Source organism: Vibrio galatheae, from assembly GCF_000967545.1.
GTDB classification, from domain to species: Bacteria; Pseudomonadota; Gammaproteobacteria; order Enterobacterales; family Vibrionaceae; genus Vibrio; species Vibrio galatheae.
On the sequence record NZ_JXXV01000007.1, the window covers coordinates 82,403 to 101,165 of the forward strand.

Consider the following 18,763-nt stretch of genomic DNA (forward strand, 5'->3'; position numbering starts at 1 on the left):
CTGCATGCAGACCCTTTCTTTTGAAAGACGTGATTACTTAGTGTAAGACTGAGCAATGTTGTCGATACGTTCGTTCGCACGAGCTGCTTCTTCTTGTGCTGCCATAGCAGAATCACCAGATTTACGTACTTCAGATTGAAGCGCTTGAACGTCTTGGCTTAGTTGGCTTACTTGATTGCTTAGCTCATCCATTTTTGCCGTTGTCGCTTCGTCTGGACCAGACGCACAACCCGCTAGTAGAAGAACAGAAGATGCTGCAGCTGCGATCAACATTTTGTTCATGTGAGAACTCCTTGCATATATAAGTATCAATAAAATGTCCTATACCTTTTTATTGTATAGTGACCACGATCAGTGTAGCCGCAATTTTACGCTTCCTAAAGCAACCAAAAGTCAAAAAAACCCAAGAATTTAAGTAATTATCAAATTAGGTGAGCTATGTCTCATTGATATGCTTAATAGTTGCAAGCGACACATAGCTACCACAGTCGGCTGAATTAGCACCAAAAGATTATTTTCTGTGATCTCTATCCTATTAGGGGGAATACAGTTATCATAGCCTGTTTTTATTAGAATTCGTGTTGGTTGGCACCTACTATGCGGTGCGAGCAACGCTGCGTGACCATTTTGGAGAATACTTTGCACTTTAAAGATTTAGGTTTAGACAATCGCTTATTGAAGAACTTGAAGCATTTTGACTTTAAGAAGGCGACAGAGATTCAGCAACGTGCGATTCCAGTCGCGATTGCGGGTAAAGATCTGTTGGCTTCTTCTAAGACAGGTTCGGGCAAGACGCTAGCTTTTGTTTTACCTATGCTACACAAATCGTTAAAAAACAAAGCGTTTTCTGCCAACGATCCACGCGCGGTTATTCTTGCACCGACTCGCGAGCTCGCTAAGCAAGTGTATGGTGAGCTGCGCTCTATGCTCGGTGGACTCACCTACGATGCGACCTTGATTGTTGGTGGCGAAAACTTTAACGACCAAGTAAAAGCATTGCGTCGTTACCCTAAGTTTATCGTTGCAACTCCTGGTCGTTTAGCGGATCACCTTGAGCATCGCTCTCTGTTCCTTGATGGGCTAGAGACCTTGGTATTGGATGAAGCTGATCGCATGCTTGATCTCGGTTTTGCACCAGAATTACGCCGCATTCACAATGCAGCGAAACACCGTCGCCGTCAAACCCTGATGTTTTCAGCAACTCTAGATCATGCAGAAGTTAACGACATTGCATTTGAGATGCTCGATGCACCAAAGCGAATTGCCATCGGTGCCGCGACGGAAGAGCACAAAGACATTACTCAAAAATTCTATCTTTGTGACCATCTGGATCATAAAGAAGCGATTCTTGAGCGTATCCTTGAAGAAGCCAATTACAAGCAATTGATCATCTTTACGGCAACGCGTGTTGATACTGAGCGTCTAACCGAAAAGCTGAACGAGAAAAAACTGAAAGCCGTTGCCCTTAGTGGTGGCTTGAATCAGACTCAACGTAACACCATTATGAGTCAGTTCGAACGTGCTGTATTCAAGATTCTCGTTACCACAGATGTTGCATCACGTGGATTGGATATTGCCAACGTGACCCATGTGGTTAACTTTGATATGCCAAAACATACTGAAGAGTATGTACACCGCGTTGGTCGTACTGGACGTGCAGGAAACAAAGGTGATGCTGTCTCATTGGTTGGTCCAAAAGACTGGGACAGCTTTAAGCGCGTTGAAACCTACTTGCAGCAAGATCTAAGCTTTTCTGAATTGGAAGGCTTGAAAGGTAAGTTTAAAGGTTTAAAACCGAACAAGCCTGACTTCCGGAATAAAGGTAATAGTGCGAAGAAGGCCAAGCCGCAGGCTAAGAAGACACCTAAGAAGCCTGTGAAACGTGATAAGAGCTTTCACCAAAATGTTGCCGTCGGAGATAGCGTATTTATCCCGAAGAAGAAAACGCCGCCAAAACCTGATAGCGAATAATCGTACAAATAAAAAGAAAGCCATTTGGTACCACCAAATGGCTTTTTTTGTGAGTGTTAGTCTGCGGACGACAAGCAAAAAAAAGAAGCCATTAGGCTTCTTTTTATAAGGATTTTGCTCGGATTAACCTTCGCTGCGGTTACCACGACCATGGCCACGTTCGCCACGGTAGTTGCCACGATGGTCACCGCCACGGTTGCGATCGAAACGACGTTCACCATCGCGACCACCACGGCCACCTTCACGATTGCCTTCGCGGTTACCACGATAACCACCTTCACGGTTGCCGTCACGATTACCACGGTAACCACCGTCACGACGGCCACCATCACGACCACGACCGCCATCACGACGAGGTTCACGGAAGTCATTAAAGTCACATACAACCGCGTCTACTTGTTTTTGACGGATACGCAGCTTACGTAGCTTGCCAGCCGTTTCAGAAGACATCGCTTTTGGAAGCTGAACGTAAGTTTCGCCTTGTGCTAGTTTGATTGCGCCGATAGAACCTTTAGTTAGGCCTAGTTCATTTGCAAGTGCACCAACGATGTCTTTAACCTGAACACCTTGCTCGCGACCAACTTGAAGCTGGTAGGTATCCCAGTCTTGATTGTTGAAGCTGCGTCCACCTTCACGACGACCATCGCGGCCACCATCACGACGTTCTTTGCGACGTTGCTTATCACGCTCGATGGCTTCAATCATTGGGTCTTCGCCAACGTAGAACAGTGGGCGTTTACCTTGTTGACGCTTAAGCAAAATAGCCGCTAGTGTCGCTGCGTCTAGCTCTAGAGACTCTTGTAGTTTCTCAACCAGTTCGGAGAATTTCTCTAGCGCTTTATGTTCTTTTTCTGTTTCTAGTTCAGCACCTAGCTTCGCTAGACGAGACTCTGCAACTTTATCACGGTGTGGAAGTTGGATTTCTTCCATTGATGATTTAGTCACTCGCTCGATCGTACGTAGCATACGTAACTGGTTAGTACGAACTAGAAGAATCGCTTTACCTTTACGACCAGCACGACCAGTACGACCGATACGGTGGATGTATGACTCAACATCGAATGGGATGTCGTAGTTGAATACGTGAGTGATACGCGGCACATCAAGACCACGAGCGACTACGTCAGTTGCGACTAGGATGTCGATAACACCTTGTTTGATGTGATCAACCGTACGCTCACGTAGAGACTGAGGAATATCACCGTGTAGAGCAGCTGCTTTAAAACCACGCGCAGACAACCAATCAGCTAGACGCTCAGTGTCTTGGCGAGTACGTACGAATACGATAGAGGCATCAGTCTCTTCAGTTTCTAGCAGACGAGACATGGCTTCGTCTTTCTCTACGCCTTTTACAACCCAGAATTGTTGCTCAACTTTGTCTACTGTGTGGTTTTTACCCGCTACGTCGACAGTTTCTGGATCACGTAGGAAGCGCTCAACAATGCTCTTAAGCATTGGAGGCATAGTCGCAGAGAATAGGACACGTTGCGCTGATTCTGGAGCGTGCTCCATGATTTCAGTGACGTCGTCTACAAAGCCCATGTTTAACATTTCGTCTGCTTCATCAAGCACGAATGTATGAACTTCATCTAGGTGTAGACGGTCACGATTGATAAGGTCTTGAACACGACCAGGCGTACCGACAACGATTTGAGCACCGTTTTTCAGTGCGCGCATTTGATCAACGATAGACGCGCCACCGTAGATTTCGAGTACTTTAAGGCCAGAGATGTTTTTGCCTAGGTTCTTAATTTCAGCGGCAACCTGAATCGCAAGCTCACGAGTTGGAGCAAGAACAATCGCTTGAGGTTTACGCTGTGCTAGGTCTAGCTTATTAAGAAGAGGTAGAGAGAAAGCTGCTGTTTTACCAGTACCAGTTTGAGCTTTACCTAGTGCGTCTTTACCAGCCAAAAGGTGCGGGATTGCCGCTGCCTGAATTGGTGTTGGTGAAACAAAACCCATACCGTCAAGAGCTGAAAGGATAGAGTCGTTAAGCGCTAGATCGCTAAACTGAATTACAGAATCTGTCATTGGGATCCTACTATATTATGTCAACAAAAGGTCCCATGAGCTCTACCAATTCCAATACCAATCCAGTTGAGAGCTGATTCCGTTCAGATGCGGAAAAGTCGTAAATCGCATCAAGCCACTAGGGACGTAAATTCTCTCGATGCCGCTCACTACACGCGTTGTACAACGTGGCAACTTGGCCTTAACAGTAGTCGCATCGATTTGAGGGAGCGGATTATTCCTTAAAAGCATAAAAAAAGCCAGAAAAAATTGAATTTCATCACAATTTTTTCTAGAAATGATAATTTTTGTGTAGTTATTCGCCGTTTCGTCACCGGGTCGTATGAAGTGTGACCAAATTAGAACATTTACTAACTGATTGAATTAGCCAGCAAAGACTCGATTGTCATTCTTCTAAGCTAGCAGGGGCTTGGGCTCAGTGATATAGTGTGCGCAAATTTTTGGTTAGTGACTTACTCGGTAAAACAAGATAGATGTTTCAAGATAACCCTCTACTGGCTCAACTAAAGCAGCAAATCCAAGAAAATCTGCCTAAAAAAGAAGGCACCATCAAAGCAACGGAAAAAGGCTTTGGTTTCTTAGAAGTGGATAGCAAGACGAGCTACTTTATTCCGCCTCCGTACATGAAGAAATGCATGCATGGAGATAAAGTAAAAGCGATCATTCGCACTGAGAAAGAGCGTGAGCAAGCTGAACCAGAAGAGCTATTGGAACAAGGTATTAACCGTTTCATCGGTCGCGTGAAATTGTTTAAAGGCAAATTAAACGTTACTCCGGATCACCCACAACTTAAAAAGTTATCTTTGAAAGCGAAAACGCACAAAGGTATCAAAAGTGATGATCTTAAAGAAGGCGATTGGGTGGTTGCTCACCTTACGCAGCATCCATTAAAAGGTGATAACGGTTTTTTCGTTGAGATTAGCGAAAAGATCACTGATGCTGACGATAAAATTGCTCCTTGGTGGGTGACGTTAGCACAAAATGATTTACCTAACAGCGAACCTGCAGGTATCGATAACTGGCAAATCAAAGATGATGCGGATCTAGAGCGTGTTGATATGACGCATGTTCCTTTTGTGACGATTGATGGTGAGTCAACTAAGGATATGGATGATGCGTTGTACGCGAAGAAAACCGACTCTGGTGACTATGAGCTAACCATTGCGATTGCTGATCCTACCGCATACATCACACCGGATAGCGAGATGGATAAAGTGGCGCGTGAACGTGGCTTTACCATTTATCTGCCTGGTCGTAACATTCCTATGCTACCGCGTGACTTAGCTGATGACTTGTGCTCATTGATTGAGGGTCAAGTTCGTCCTGCACTTTGTTGTAGCGTCACGGTCGATAAAGAGGGTGTGATTGGTGATGATATTAAATTCTTTGCCGCGCACATTAAGTCCCATGCTCGCTTAGCTTACGATCATGTGTCTGATTGGCTGGAAAACGGCGTGTCAGAAGCGTGGCAACCAAGCGATCAAATCGCTGAGATTGTCCGTGATCTCTATGATTTCTCACGTGCACGTGCTGAGTGGCGTGAAACCTACGCGGTGGTGTTCCCAGACCGTCCAGATTACCGTTTTGAATTAAGCGAAGATAACGACGTTGTGGCGATTCATGCAGATATGCGTCGTAGCGCTAACCGCTTAGTCGAAGAAGCGATGATCACGGCGAATATCTGTGCAGGCAAGACCTTGCAAGCGAGTTTCAACGCTGGCGTATTTAATACCCACGCAGGCTTCAAGCCTGAGAAAATCGCCGATGTGATTGCGCTGGTTAACCCAGATGGTGAACTACCGCATACAGTAGAGTCTGTAGCGACGTTGGAAGGCTTTTCGGCATTGCGTCGTTGGTTGTCGCATCAAGACACTTCTTACCTAGATAATAGAATTCGTAAATCACAGGCTTACAGCGAAATTGGTAATCAACCTCTACCGCATTACGCAATGGGTTTGGATCTCTATGCAACATGGACTTCACCTATTCGTAAGTACGGCGATATGATTAACCATCGTATGCTTAAGGCGCATATTTTAGGTAAAGAGCCAGTACAAACTGCAGACGACAGTGTGGGTGAAGAACTCGCAGTGCATCGTAAACACCATAAGATTGCAGAGCGCAACGTGGGTGATTGGCTATACGCGCGCACTTTGGCGGATGAGCCAGCCAAAGAGACCAAATTCAGTGGAGAGATCTTTGATATTAACCGTGCAGGTATGCGTATTCGTCTAATAGAGAATGGAGCCGCCGCATTTATTCCTGGCACACTCATCCTAGCAAACAAAGAGCGCTTAGAGTGCAATGGCGAAAGTGGAACCGTCTCTATAGACAAAGAGGTCGTGTATAGACTCGGTGACGTGCTTGAGGTTGTGCTTACGGATGTCAATCAAGAACACCGCAGTTTAGTCGCTAAACCAACGCAAGTTTTTGATGACGTCAAAACTGCTGAACAAGTAGAGACTTCTGAAAAATAATACTTTCTCTACTGAAAAGGCGCCGATTGGCGCCTTTTTTGTTGAGAACTATCGGCACTTAGTCATGCCAAAACATCTCTTTGGGGTCTTTATCAATCTCGCGCATAATTGCCGTAAGGTCAGTACTTTGCGCAAGGTAAGGGTAGGGTATCCACTGTTCGCTATCAGAATCATGCGGCATAAAAAGTTGCCACTGATTGAGCTCGTTGTTCCAAGCCACTTTCGCGATTGGATTCATATAGTCACAGTGGCTGGAATCGAGTAAAAAGTGTTGTTTAATAAAGACCACACCATTGTTCAACGTTTCGAAGCTGGCTTTACCGAGTTCTGCAGGCATACTCTGATTACGCTGCTTGCAAATAAGCTGCGCTCTGCTTTCAACCTGACGTTGCAATAGACTGACTAGCCCCATTGGTACATTCACCTTAACGCTATGAGTATCTCACTGATATAAACATAGTATGTACAAGATATTTGATTGTCTGTATAGGCTTTCACAAAAATGTCATCTAACCGCAATAACATAGCCGTGTTCAGGGTTTCATGCCCGTCGTTATTATTGTGGGAGTTTATTATGGTTCGTGTTGCGTTGGCTGCACTTTTATCTACATCACTGCTTGCTGCTCCAGCCTTGGCAAAAGAGGTGAATATTTCGGGTTCGACGTCCGTTGCCCGTGTTATGGACGTACTAGCTGAAGATTATAACCGCAGTCACCCAGACAGCTACGTAGCAGTGCAGGGCGTTGGATCGAGTGCGGGCATTACCTTAGTCAAAAAAGGTGTTGCTGATATTGGAATGAGCTCTCGATACCTTACGGATCATGAACAAGACGAATCATTGACGGTTAAGCCGATTGCGTTTGATGGCTTAGCGGTGGTGGTGAACAAATCCAACCCTGTTGCAAGTGTGACTCGCGATCAGCTTTTTGATATCTACAAAGGCAAGATCACCAACTGGAAACAGTTAGGGGGCAACGATCAGAAAATTGCAGTGGTAACGCGTGAAGCGTCGTCAGGCTCTCGCTACAGTTTTGAAAGCTTGATGGGGCTGACTAAAATCATCAACGATCGCCTTGTGTCTGACATTAACCCAGACAACCTAGTCGTCAATAGCAACAGCATGGTTAAGACCATTGTTAATCACAATAAACAAGCGATTGGTTTTGTTTCTACCGGCTCTGTCGACAGCTCAATTAAAGCGATTCAGTTTGAAGGTGTTGAGGCAAGTAACAAGACGATTGCTAACGGTCAATATGAGTTATCTCGTCCATTTTTGGTGCTCTACCATACAGAGAAAGTTGATCAAGACTCGAAGTCATTTATAGAGTACCTCAATAGTGCACGAGCAAAAGCGTTGATTGAAGAGTACGGCTACACACCTATCAAAAAGTAACACTGAATGACATCAAAAGGGAGTGCTGAGGCGCTCCTTTGTTCATTGTTGCAAGCGACAATCATAAAAAAGCTCCTGTGAAAGGAGCTTTTTGTCATTGAGATGTGATTACTTGAAATCGATACCCGCTTCTTTGTGCAGACGGCGACATGCTTTGCCATCGCTATGGAATAGGTGACAACGGTGAGCTGGAATACCAACTGAGAGTTTATCACCTGGTTCAACGTCAAGCGTGTCTGGTTGACGGTAAATCATATCCGCGTCTGCCGCGTCAATGTGCAGATAAGCTTGAGTTTCATTCCCGAGCTTCTCAACGATATTGACTTCACCTTCGATGGTTGCGTCACCATGATTTGCTGGAAGTAGATGCTCAGGACGTACGCCCAAAGACATACGTTCGCCACGTGTTACGGTAGTACCATCAACTGGGATCCAGAAAGCGGTTCCATTGGCCAGTTGCACCATAACTCGGTCTTTCTCAACCGCTTCAATGAAGACGCTCATAAAGTTCATCTTAGGTGAACCAATGAAACCAGCTACGAAACGGTTTTGTGGGTAGTGGTAAAGCTCAAGTGGCTTACCAACTTGCGATACAAACCCTGCATCCAGAACCACGATCTTATCCGCCATGGTCATCGCTTCAACCTGATCGTGAGTAACGTAAATCATGGTACAGCCAAGTTTGCGCTGTAGCTTGGTAATTTCAGAGCGCATTTGAACACGCAGAGCGGCATCAAGGTTAGATAGTGGCTCGTCCAGTAGGAAGACATTCGGTTGAGATACCAAAGTACGACCGATAGCCACACGTTGACGCTGGCCACCTGATAGTGCTTTAGGTTGACGCTCTAAAAGGTGGCTTAACTGAAGAATTTCAGCGGCATGTTCAACACGTTTGTCAATTTCACCTTTGTCGGCTTTGGCAAGCTTGAGGCCGAAAGACATATTGTCGTATAGGTTCAAGTGAGGGTAGAGGGCATAAGATTGGAACACCATGCCGACACCGCGTTTAGACGGCTCGACATCGTTCATGCGCTCTTCGCCAATGTAGAGATCACCTGAAGTGATATCTTCCAGACCTGCAATACAACGTAGCAGTGTTGATTTACCACAACCTGAAGGACCAACGAAAACGACAAATTCGCCTTCTTGGATATCTAAATCAACATTCTTAGAAATTAGTACGTCACCGTAAGCTTTACATACATTTTTTAACGTGACACTCGCCATCTAGCTCGTCCTCGATCAATTTTTATATTTTACTGCCTTTCATTATATGAATTATGGAGCAGGCAATAATAGTAGGAATTTGGTAAGGAATGGATTCTATGTAACAGAAAGTAAGAAAATATGGGTGATGGAGCTTCTCACATCACCCACCATGCCAAATTTAGGTTTGCTTTCCCCCGTGTAACACAAGCTTCTCCCCCGAATGAATCAGTTTCCTGAATACCTACGTACTTGTGCACTCATTGCAAACCTTAGCGGCATTGTAACCAGTCACCATGAATATGTGTTACTGGAAAGGGTTCTTACCATCCACTCTTGGATGACTGTAGTTTGATGAAATACCCCTAACGCTACATCCTCCCAAACTCACTTTTTGTAGGGGTAGTAGAAGGGGAGGAGCTATGAAAGGGCGCAGAAATCGAAGCGAGATCGAGTTCAAATATTTCTATTTGGTTACATTGAAATTGATCACACAAAGAGATGTTTTTGAGATCTTGGTCACCAACCTGTAACGATAGGGATCACGAAAATAGTCCATAATAGCAAGGGCGTAGGGAGTAGGAGGATGAGCCTCAAGTTCGTTTGGCTGAAAATAAGTGCTGAAATACGGCGAAACCTCTGGTGACGCCCTACAACACAAATATAAAAAGGATATGAACATGAAAAACGCCCTAAGCACAGTAGCACTTGGAACTCTTGTTGCTCTTGGCTCTTTTGGTGCAAATGCTGCTATCGAAGAAGGTCAACTTACTATCTGGATCAACGGCGATAAAGGCTATAACGGACTTGCTGAAGTAGGTAAACAATTTGAAGAAGACACAGGTATTAAAGTGACGGTTGCTCACCCTGACGCGCTTCAAGATAAATTCCCTCAAACTGCAGCGACTGGTGACGGTCCTGATATTGTGTTCTGGGCTCATGACCGTTTCGGTGGTTACGCAGAAGCTGGTCTACTGGCTGAAATCAACCCTTCACAAAAACTAAAAGAAGGTATCGTTGATTTTGCATGGGACGCAGTGAAGTATGACGGTAAAATTATTGGTTACCCAGTTGCAGTAGAGTCTCTATCTCTTATCTACAACAAAGATCTTGTTCCAAACCCACCGAAAAGCTGGGAAGACGTTGCGGCACTAGACGCGCAACTTAAAAAAGATGGCAAGTCTGCAATCATGTGGAACCTAAAAGAACCGTACTTCACATGGCCACTTATGGCTGCTGATGGCGGTTACGCGTTCAAATACGGCGCCGCTGGCTACGATGTGAAAGATGCGGGTATCGCAAACGCTGGTGTTAAAGATGCAATGAACTTCGTTAAAGGGTTGGTTGATAAAGGCGTTATCTCTTCAGACATGGATTACTCAGTATCTGAATCTGCGTTTAACCAAGGTGAGACAGCGATGACAATCAACGGTCCTTGGGCGTGGGGTAACATCGAGAAGTCTGGCATCAACTACGGTGTAACGACACTGCCTAAATTCCAAGGTCAATCTTCTAAACCATTCGTTGGTGTATTGACAGCAGGTATCAGCACAGCTTCACCAAACAAAGATCTAGCTGTTGAGTTTATCGAGAACTACCTACTGACTAACGACGGCCTACGTAAAGTAAATGACGACAAGCCACTAGGTGCGGTAGCGCTTAACTCATTCCAACGTGAGCTTGATGCAGACAAGCGCATTGCAGCAACAATGGATAACGCGATGAACGGTGAAATCATGCCAAACATCCCTCAGATGAACGCATTCTGGGGTAGCGCGAAAAACGCAATCATCAACATTGTTGATGGTCGTCAAACTGTAGATGCAGCACTTGCAGATGCAGAAAAACAAATGACTAAATAATTCAGTTTTGCCCTTTTTAAGGAGGGGGTAACCCCTCCTTCATTTTCAAGTTTTATTATCGCTAGCAGGTTCTTTTATGCAGTCAGTTCAAGGTACAGATGCTATGACATCTACAACAACGAGCTTGCCATCAAGTAAAAGTGTATTCATCAAATGGGGCTTACTGGGCTCTGTGGGTATCATCAATGGGTACGCCACCATTCTAATGTATTCTCGTGGTGAGTTGGCGTTTGCCTTACTTACCATCATATTAACCGCACTTGCGTTATATATTTTTGGCAGTAAAAAGACCTACGCACATCGCTACATTTACCCAGGTATTGCAGGTATGATTTTGTTCATCCTATTCCCACTTGCGTATACCGTTGGTCTTGCCTTCACAAATTACAGTGCGAAAAACCAGCTTTCTTATGATCGTGCACAATCAGTGTTGATGGATCGCACTTTCCAAAGTGGTGATAGCTACTCATTTGACCTGTATAAAACAGAAAATGGTCATCGCCTTGCAATTACTAAAGGTGATCAACTTCTAGCGACAGATGCGTTTGATTTAGCAATGTTGTCGGCTGGCGATATGGATCTTTCTCCGGTGGATGCGGTAACCGGTGATAAAGAGAAAATCAAAACTATTATCCAAAATAAAGCAGTACTTAGTGCGCTCGATCTGCATCTTCCGTCGGGCGAAGATATTCGTATGAGTGGTTTACGTAAGTTTGCAGCGGTAGTGCCGCTGTACACCTTACAAGATGATGGTGAAACATTATTCAACAACCGAACTCAAGAATACTTACGTCCAAATATGGATGTGGGCTTTTACCAGCCAGTCGATGAAAACGGCCAATTCGTTGGTTCAACAGTATCACCGGGTTTCGTCGTTGGTATTGGTTCGCACAACTTTGAACGTGTGTGGAAAGATGAAGGGATCAAACAGCCGTTTATCAGCATCTTTATTTGGACAGTCATCTTCTCAGCAGCCAGCGTTGGGCTAACAGTCCTGATCGGTTTGGTACTGGCGAGCGTTGTACAATGGGAAGCCTTAAAAGGCCGCGCAATTTATCGTGTATTGTTGATTCTTCCATACGCTGTACCAGCGTTTATCTCGATTCTTATATTTAAGGGTTTGTTCAACCAAAGTTTTGGTGAAGTGAACATGGTGCTTGAAGGTCTGTTTGGTATCAAGCCGACTTGGTTCTCAGACCCATTGTTAGCGAAATTGATGATTATCATCGTGAACGTTTGGCTTGGTTTCCCTTATATGATGATTCTCTGTATGGGCTTACTTAAAGCAATACCCGATGACCTGTATGAAGCCTCTGCCATTGATGGTGCGAACTTTGTTGATAACTTCCGCAAAATCACCATGCCGTTGATGATTAAGCCTCTAACGCCACTACTGATCGCCGCTTTTGCGTTCAACTTTAATAACTTTGTTCTTATTCAGTTGTTAACACAAGGTGGACCTAACATGATTGGTACATCAGAGCCTGCGGGTTACACCGACTTACTGGTGAACTATACATACCGTATCGCATTTGAAGGTGCAGGCGGACAAGACTTCGGTCTAGCAAGTGCAGTGGCGACGCTAATCTTCCTATTGGTTGGTGCTCTAGCATTGCTTAACTTACGTGTGACAAAAGTAGCTCAGGACTAAGGAGTTTTAACAATGGCAATGGTACAAGGTAAGTCATTAAAATACCGTGTTTGGGCTACTCACATCGCTATGTGGGCGTTCCTAGCACTGATAATATTTCCACTTTTGATGATCATCGCGATTTCCTTCCGTGAAGGTAACTTCGCTACAGGTAGCATCATCCCAGAAAACCCATCATTGGATCACTGGAAACTCGCATTGGGGATTTCAGTTACTAACGCTGATGGTACAGTAACACCGCCACCGTTTCCTGTATTGACTTGGCTATGGAACTCGGTAAAAGTTGCGGGCATTTCATCGATTTTGATTGTATGTCTATCAACGACTTCAGCTTATGCATTTGCTCGTATGAAGTTCAAAGGTAAGAACACCATCTTAAAGGCGATGATGATTTTCCAAATGTTCCCAGCGGTACTGGCATTGGTGGCTATTTATGCCCTATTTGACAAGCTTGGCCAATACATTCCTTTCCTTGGGTTGAATACGCACGGCGGTTTGATTTTCTCATATCTAGGTGGTATTGCACTGCACGTATGGACAATTAAAGGCTATTTCGAAACGATCGATAACTCTCTAGAAGAAGCGGCGGCTCTGGACGGTGCGACACCTTGGCAAGCCTTTAGATTAGTTCTGCTACCACTATCAGTACCAATCCTGGCGGTAGTATTTATCCTATCGTTTATTATGGTTGTAGGTGAGGTTCCTGTAGCATCTCTACTGCTTTCTGATGTAAACTCTTATACGTTAGCAGTTGGTATGCAGCAATACTTGTACCCGCAGAACTATTTATGGGGCGATTTCGCAGCTGCCGCAGTATTATCTGCGCTACCAATTACCATCGTATTCTTACTAGCGCAGCGCTGGTTGGTCGGAGGATTGACCGCTGGTGGTGTGAAAGGATAATAAGAGCGATAAGGGCGCCCATAAGGTCGCCCACTTGTTTCTCTGCTTAACAATTTTGGTTTGGCCGCCGATCAGTTAAGTAGAGTGCAGAACTGGCGTTACGCATAGCTGGCTGTTAGCTAGGTTCCTTACTATTTCACTACTAACAGTTTTTGTAACCAAAACCCGGCATAGTCCCGGGTTTTTTTATATCTGCGCTAATCTCAATTAAGAGAAAGTATACAGAACGTGGATCGGGAAAATAGCTCAGTGTGGGAACGTTGCGACAAAGTTTGGTTTCTGCTTTGTAACGTGTGGTCTTGTTGCATGAACTTGCGAGAAACTAAGCGAAGAGTAAGAGTTAAAACTCGCGACTGGATGGCGCGCACCCCAGATATCGTAGCAGCACATAGTGACTTTCTTGTGAGAGAGCAACTCGGCGGAAGAGGTCGGCAAATATGGCGTCACCGCCAAAACAGGTACGAATATAGCGGTTTATCTCGTCATCAGCGTAACCTTCAACATACATAGTACGCACCCATTGATATTCGACAGACTTCAAGTTGAGTAGGGTGGATTCAGTCAAAGTGATATCACTTAGATACAAGGTTTGTTCCTTATTTGCGCATTTTCGTTAGCGGATTTAAGCAAACAAAGATGAAAGAAAAATGACAGAAGTGTGGCGCAGTGGTGACAGGAAAGAAAACGGAGGCTAAAAGCCTCCGTTGTGGAATAAAACTCACTATTTTAAGTATTTCACATGTGCTTCCATTTCTTCGCCGATTTCCTTGCGCATATTCATCAAGCGAATTGCTGAGTTACGTAAGGCAATATCTTCATCGGTTATGGGAACCCATTCAGGAACAGAGGTTGGTTTACCCGTTTCATCCACTGCAACCATAATAACAATGCAATGTGTCGTTAAGCGGTTTTTCATCTCTTTAGGATCGCTGGCCTGTACATCAATGGCAATATGCATTGAGCTTCGACCTGTATAAATAACTTTTGCACTGACTTCGACGAGGTTGCCAACATGAATAGGGGCAACAAAACGAATTCCGCCTGCGTAAGCAGTGATACAATATTTACCACTCCAGGCCGCAGCATTGGCGTAGGCAGCTAAGTCGATCCATTTCATTACAGCGCCGCCGTGAACCTTGCCACCAAAATTGACATCCCCGGGCTCAGCTAGAAAACGTAACGTAAGATCGCGTTGACCATGACTCATTGTTCAGTCCTTATTTATTATCGTAATGTTTACTTAGTAACAAAACGGTTAAATGGCTGCAACAACTAATCGCGATTGATGGCCAAGTCGCTGAGAAATTTAGTGTCGACACTTTAGTTTGGGCTGATGAGGCTACTAGTGAGGGCGTATCACCGTATCCGTAGTGATCGTTTTTTGCTCAGTAATGTGTGGGTTGTGCGTGTATCATATTTTCAAATTTTTCCTTTTACTTTGATACCTCTTCATACTCACCCTCTAGTACTGAGCGATCTTTTTGTTGGGTAAACACTGATTGATGCATCTTCAGCGATCTCTCAATCTTTTTACCTGTTATCAGCGCTGCAATCGTTAGCGGAACAATCATGACCAAGCTAAATAGAAGGGCGAATACACCAATAACCAACGCCAAAATACCAGAAAGTACTCTATTCATAATCTATACCTCTTAATTTCCCACTAGAATAACTAATGATAAATGAATCAAACATGAATAGAGACCAAACAAAAAAGCCACTTCCTAATCAGAAAGTGGCAACTACGGGGATTATTATAGGTTTTATGTTGTGGAGCTTTGCGCTGAGTTTTAATCAGCGCGATATCCTGCAGATTAATCTAGGCAGGGCAAATAAATGCCTTGCCCAGAGCAACCAATAGCGACGTTACTTAGTTGGGAAAGTCTTGTAGCGAACACCCATCATTTGTTCCATACAATGAACCACTTGGCAGCTATAGCCAAATTCGTTGTCATACCAAATGTACAGAACACAGCGGTTATCTTGAGCTATGGTTGCTGCGCCATCAACCACACCGGCGAATCGCGAACCGACGAGATCTGTAGAGACAATTTCAGTTGATTCCGTGTAGTCAATTTGGGCAGATAGCTCAGAGGTCAACGCCATTTCACGTAAATAGGCGTTTAACTGCTCTTTGTCCGTGCCTTTTTCAAGGTTTAGGTTCGCAATCGCCATAGATACATTTGGAGTTGGAACGCGAATTGCGTTGCCAGTGAGCTTGCCTGCAAGCTCTGGTAGGGCTTTTGCTACCGCTTTTGCCGCGCCTGTTTCAGTTAACACCATGTTTAGAGAAGCACTGCGGCCACGACGCTCTCCAGAATGGAAGTTATCAATTAAGTTTTGGTCGTTGGTAAATGAATGAACAGTTTCAATGTGACCCGAGATAACGCCGAACTTATCATGTACCGCTTTCAACACCGGAGTAATGGCATTGGTCGTGCAACTTGCGGCAGAGACAATCGTGTCTTCTGCTTGAATAACTTTGTCGTTGACGCCGAATACGATGTTCTTGATTTCGCCTTTTCCTGGGGCGGTGAGCAAGACTTTCTCTGCGCCATTACACGCTAAGTGCTGTCCAAGACCTTCGGCATCACGCCAAACACCCGTGTTGTCGACAACTAACGCGTTGTTAATTCCAAAGCGAGTGTAATCAACTTCTTCTGGCTTGTTCGCGTAGATGAACTGAATGTAGTTACCGTTGGCGATGATCGCTTTGCGCTCTTCGTCTACGATGATACTGCCATTGAACTGACCATGAACCGAGTCACGGCGAAGAAGGCTTGCACGCTTTTCAAGATCGCCTTTCTTACCGCCACGTACCACAACCGCGCGCAGTCGCAATGGGTAACCAGGCCCTGATTTTTCAACCAACAAACGAGTAAGAAGACGGCCAATTCGACCAAAACCGTACAGGACAACATCGCGAGGTTCTGTCATTGTTTGACCATTCATAGCGCCAAGCAGGGCTGTATGAAGAAAGTCTTTCACGCCGTGGGCATCATCTCGACCTTGCCAAAATTGGTGGGCTAGTTGACCGATATCGACACGGCATGGTGACAATTCCATTTCCGACAATGCTTTGATAAGTGGAAGCGTTTGCTCTGGAGTCAGGGCAGTACCAGTGTAACGGCGAGCCAAACGGTGAGTCTTAATAATATCTATGGTTGCAGCGTTGACGAGCGTTTTACCAAACAGTAGAACTTCAACGCCTTTGTGACGGTATAATTGGCCTAGAAGGGGAGAGATAGTTTCCGCAATCGTTTGGCTAGTTTGCCAATCTAAGAGGTGTTTCTCTGGACTCATTGTTTGTAAGGACCTTTCACGTTTTTTGGGGGACTGACTCTATTTCACCTGTAGGGGCAGTGAATAGAGAAATGGTATTAATTTTGTAATTTTTATGCGGCAGGATTGTAAGTGCTACTATCTTATTCTGCTAGTAAAATTAATTAAGGGTCTTTAGGCTGCTATACGGGAGATTTCTGGATAAAATAACTGGTTTTTATCGCTGTTATTGGTTATTGACATTTTCAAACTAGCACGCTTATTTCGTGACAAAAAATACTTGAAGCACATTAATGATGTAATAGCAGCTTCGCATGTGAATTTATATGTTGATCTCTATTAACTTATCTACTTAAAACGTAAACGACAAACCAATAGAAAACAGATCAACTTTAGTACTAAATGGTTTCGATGGATCTTGCAGTTGCGTGAACTGTCCACTGATCACATTTTCTCTACCTAAGAAACGTTGCCACTCAACCGAGGTATTTATGCTTGGTGTCCAGTCATAGCGAAATCCAATTAAATAGCTTTCTGTGTCCTTGGTTAGCCTAGTTTGTCCATAACGAGTGTATGGTGTGATACGTCCTAATTGATACTCTACACTAAGATACCAATCAGAACTTATGTTGTCCGATAGCATGGTTTCAGCCTGAATATGAAGTGAGTGGTAATATTGGCTAATACCGAGAGAAAAGAGGTTCAGGTTGTCAAACTCTTGCGTTGAACTAGGTCCTCTCCATGTAGCATCTAGATTAATATAAGCAAGATGCAGTAAGTTGTCTTCATACACTATTTCCACACTTAAGCCTAATGCTCGTGAAAGTTCAACTTCAAACGGCGTAGCATACTGGGTAAAACCTTTCTTTCTGGGCGTCGCAACGTAAGGCGAAAAAACCACCTGGTGTCCATTTTTAAACTCATGTAGAAAGTCGGCCGAAATGCCTTCAAAATAGGTTAGACCAAGCGCATTGTCATAAACTTCTGTGGGTAGACGAAGCCATGGATAGGCGCTTGAAACATAATAATACTCAGACATTATGAACACTGGGGTTCTCAATCTACCAACCTTTGCACGAAAGGCATCGGTGCTATATTCAACGAAAGCCCGCTCTAACTCAGGAGAAGAAAAGTGATCTTCCGGGCGTTTCACTACTTGTATAGATGATCGAAGGAACGGTGAGAGCCTCCAATCTGCTTGAAGCCCAAACGTTGTGTCGCAACTGAAACACCACTCTTCCGTAATGTTACGTTCTGGCAAAATGGGGAGTGAGTTGTCACTCCTTGCAGCGGATAGAGTACCAAATCCACTTATGTGAAAGTTATCGGACAGTACTATCTGCGTATGACCTATTAATGGGTAACTCAAAACCACAAGATAGATTAATATTTGACAGGTATGCTTAATTTTGTAACTGGTAAATGACATAGACATCCTTAGGGATCTGCTTTTCAGATACATATGCTATTCCGTTTTTGTTGTTCTCTAGCCAATGAAAAATACGTTCGGGTGATTCATCTTCTATTTCTACTGGGGCGATCGCTTTTCCTGAAAAAGATATCCTCGCCCAAATGGATGACATCTGAGCGGGAGATTTATTGAGTAGTTTTTGGTAGAAGTGCTGACGGTTGACTGAGTTTCTGGGTAGATCAAGCAAGCGAACGGGTATTCCGTCTATATGTGAAACTCGACCACGATAGAGTAACTTGACCTGATTGACATCCATTGTCTTAAGGTCAGGATTCAATGTGATGATGGCAAATTCATCAGCATGAACTTGACATGCTATCCAGAGCAGCAGTGTAGTGATTACTAGCCTGATCAAAATTATCCTTCATATACTGACGTTGAAAATGTTCTAACCGCATTTTTATAAAGATTCGCTCAGCAAATCCTAGTCACATTAATGCGTTAAGTTAATTCTTTAAGCCCATAGTTGAATATTCAACTAGACTTACAACTCTAGTGTATTAATTGATTCAAGGA

The 18,763-nt window shown here is 44.3% G+C and carries 16 protein-coding genes; 6 read left to right on the forward strand and 10 right to left on the reverse strand.

All coding sequences use genetic code 11. The features are described 5' to 3' along the window. Positions 1-33: 33 nt before the first annotated feature. Complete coding sequence (locus TW81_RS03115) at positions 34-282, reverse strand: Lpp/OprI family alanine-zipper lipoprotein (RefSeq protein ID WP_004744579.1); 249 nt, start codon at positions 280-282, stop codon at positions 34-36. A gap of 345 nt (positions 283-627) precedes the next feature. On the opposite strand from TW81_RS03115, the gene TW81_RS03120 reads away from it, so the two are divergent. Continuing rightward, positions 628-1,971, forward strand: a complete 1,344-nt coding sequence (locus TW81_RS03120; protein WP_045954431.1) for a DEAD/DEAH box helicase — start codon at positions 628-630, stop codon at positions 1,969-1,971. 123 nt (positions 1,972-2,094) lie between these two features. Here TW81_RS03120 and TW81_RS03125 read toward each other — a convergent pair whose 3' ends face one another. After that, positions 2,095-4,002 (reverse strand): DEAD/DEAH box helicase, encoded by a 1,908-nt coding sequence (locus TW81_RS03125; RefSeq protein WP_045954277.1) that lies wholly within the window; start codon positions 4,000-4,002, stop codon positions 2,095-2,097. A gap of 473 nt (positions 4,003-4,475) precedes the next feature. On the opposite strand from TW81_RS03125, the gene rnb reads away from it, so the two are divergent. Beyond that, the gene (gene rnb, locus TW81_RS03130) at positions 4,476-6,479 is read left to right on the forward strand and encodes an exoribonuclease II (RefSeq protein ID WP_045954278.1); all 2,004 of its coding nucleotides are present in this window, start codon (positions 4,476-4,478) and stop codon (positions 6,477-6,479) included. 58 nt (positions 6,480-6,537) lie between these two features. Here the strand turns inward: rnb and TW81_RS03135 are convergent, their stop codons facing one another. Then, complete coding sequence (locus tag TW81_RS03135; protein ID WP_045954279.1) at positions 6,538-6,891, reverse strand: DUF3024 domain-containing protein; 354 nt, start codon at positions 6,889-6,891, stop codon at positions 6,538-6,540. Between the two features lie 162 nt (positions 6,892-7,053). On the opposite strand from TW81_RS03135, the gene TW81_RS03140 reads away from it, so the two are divergent. After that, a complete protein-coding gene (locus tag TW81_RS03140) occupies positions 7,054-7,872 on the forward strand; it encodes a phosphate ABC transporter substrate-binding protein (RefSeq protein WP_045954280.1) in 819 nt (272 codons plus the stop codon). 108 nt (positions 7,873-7,980) lie between these two features. On the opposite strand, the gene malK is transcribed toward TW81_RS03140, so the two are convergent. Continuing rightward, positions 7,981-9,099, reverse strand: a complete 1,119-nt coding sequence (malK, locus tag TW81_RS03145; RefSeq protein WP_045954281.1) for a maltose/maltodextrin ABC transporter ATP-binding protein MalK — start codon at positions 9,097-9,099, stop codon at positions 7,981-7,983. 659 nt (positions 9,100-9,758) lie between these two features. On the opposite strand from malK, the gene malE reads away from it, so the two are divergent. The 3 genes from malE to malG all read left to right on the forward strand — a co-directional run bounded on the left by malE (position 9,759) and on the right by malG (position 13,494). Continuing rightward, a complete protein-coding gene (gene malE, locus TW81_RS03150; protein ID WP_045954282.1) occupies positions 9,759-10,940 on the forward strand; it encodes a maltose/maltodextrin ABC transporter substrate-binding protein MalE in 1,182 nt (393 codons plus the stop codon). Between the two features lie 76 nt (positions 10,941-11,016). Beyond that, a complete protein-coding gene (gene malF, locus TW81_RS03155; RefSeq protein WP_045954283.1) occupies positions 11,017-12,591 on the forward strand; it encodes a maltose ABC transporter permease MalF in 1,575 nt (524 codons plus the stop codon). Between the two features lie 12 nt (positions 12,592-12,603). After that, complete coding sequence (gene malG / locus TW81_RS03160) at positions 12,604-13,494, forward strand: maltose ABC transporter permease MalG (RefSeq protein WP_045954284.1); 891 nt, start codon at positions 12,604-12,606, stop codon at positions 13,492-13,494. Between the two features lie 340 nt (positions 13,495-13,834). Here the strand turns inward: malG and TW81_RS03165 are convergent, their stop codons facing one another. The 6 genes from TW81_RS03165 to TW81_RS03190 all read right to left on the reverse strand — a co-directional run bounded on the left by TW81_RS03165 (position 13,835) and on the right by TW81_RS03190 (position 18,602). Further along, positions 13,835-14,080 (reverse strand): hypothetical protein, encoded by a 246-nt coding sequence (locus tag TW81_RS03165; RefSeq protein WP_045954285.1) that lies wholly within the window; start codon positions 14,078-14,080, stop codon positions 13,835-13,837. Between the two features lie 135 nt (positions 14,081-14,215). Next, the gene (locus tag TW81_RS03170) at positions 14,216-14,701 is read right to left on the reverse strand and encodes an acyl-CoA thioesterase (protein ID WP_045954286.1); all 486 of its coding nucleotides are present in this window, start codon (positions 14,699-14,701) and stop codon (positions 14,216-14,218) included. 226 nt (positions 14,702-14,927) lie between these two features. Then, positions 14,928-15,134 (reverse strand): hypothetical protein, encoded by a 207-nt coding sequence (locus TW81_RS03175; protein WP_045954287.1) that lies wholly within the window; start codon positions 15,132-15,134, stop codon positions 14,928-14,930. A gap of 226 nt (positions 15,135-15,360) precedes the next feature. Beyond that, positions 15,361-16,797 carry a glyceraldehyde-3-phosphate dehydrogenase gene (locus TW81_RS03180; RefSeq protein WP_045954288.1) on the reverse strand — a complete coding sequence of 479 codons (1,437 nt, stop codon included), beginning with the start codon at positions 16,795-16,797 and terminating at the stop codon, positions 15,361-15,363. Between the two features lie 331 nt (positions 16,798-17,128). Further along, positions 17,129-17,815 carry a hypothetical protein gene (locus TW81_RS19495; protein WP_239424270.1) on the reverse strand — a complete coding sequence of 229 codons (687 nt, stop codon included), beginning with the start codon at positions 17,813-17,815 and terminating at the stop codon, positions 17,129-17,131. A 364-nt stretch (positions 17,816-18,179) separates the two neighbouring features. Further along, positions 18,180-18,602 carry a hypothetical protein gene (locus TW81_RS03190; protein WP_045954290.1) on the reverse strand — a complete coding sequence of 141 codons (423 nt, stop codon included), beginning with the start codon at positions 18,600-18,602 and terminating at the stop codon, positions 18,180-18,182. Positions 18,603-18,763 lie beyond the last annotated feature (161 nt).

Bases quoted from the DNA above. Each gene is read 5' to 3' on its own strand.
- TW81_RS03115 (WP_004744579.1), bottom strand. From the start codon at position 282: ATGAACAAAATGTTGATCGCAGCTGCAGCATCTTCTGTTCTTCTACTA.
- TW81_RS03125 (WP_045954277.1), bottom strand. From the start codon at position 4,002: ATGACAGATTCTGTAATTCAGTTTAGCGATCTAGCGCTTAACGACTCT.
- rnb (WP_045954278.1), top strand. From the start codon at position 4,476: ATGTTTCAAGATAACCCTCTACTGGCTCAACTAAAGCAGCAAATCCAA.
- TW81_RS03135 (WP_045954279.1), bottom strand. From the start codon at position 6,891: ATGGGGCTAGTCAGTCTATTGCAACGTCAGGTTGAAAGCAGAGCGCAG.
- TW81_RS03140 (WP_045954280.1), top strand. From the start codon at position 7,054: ATGGTTCGTGTTGCGTTGGCTGCACTTTTATCTACATCACTGCTTGCT.
- malK (WP_045954281.1), bottom strand. From the start codon at position 9,099: ATGGCGAGTGTCACGTTAAAAAATGTATGTAAAGCTTACGGTGACGTA.
- malE (WP_045954282.1), top strand. From the start codon at position 9,759: ATGAAAAACGCCCTAAGCACAGTAGCACTTGGAACTCTTGTTGCTCTT.
- malF (WP_045954283.1), top strand. From the start codon at position 11,017: ATGCAGTCAGTTCAAGGTACAGATGCTATGACATCTACAACAACGAGC.
- malG (WP_045954284.1), top strand. From the start codon at position 12,604: ATGGCAATGGTACAAGGTAAGTCATTAAAATACCGTGTTTGGGCTACT.
- TW81_RS03170 (WP_045954286.1), bottom strand. From the start codon at position 14,701: ATGAGTCATGGTCAACGCGATCTTACGTTACGTTTTCTAGCTGAGCCC.
- TW81_RS03175 (WP_045954287.1), bottom strand. From the start codon at position 15,134: ATGAATAGAGTACTTTCTGGTATTTTGGCGTTGGTTATTGGTGTATTC.
- TW81_RS03180 (WP_045954288.1), bottom strand. From the start codon at position 16,797: ATGAGTCCAGAGAAACACCTCTTAGATTGGCAAACTAGCCAAACGATT.
- TW81_RS19495 (WP_239424270.1), bottom strand. From the start codon at position 17,815: ATGTCTGAGTATTATTATGTTTCAAGCGCCTATCCATGGCTTCGTCTA.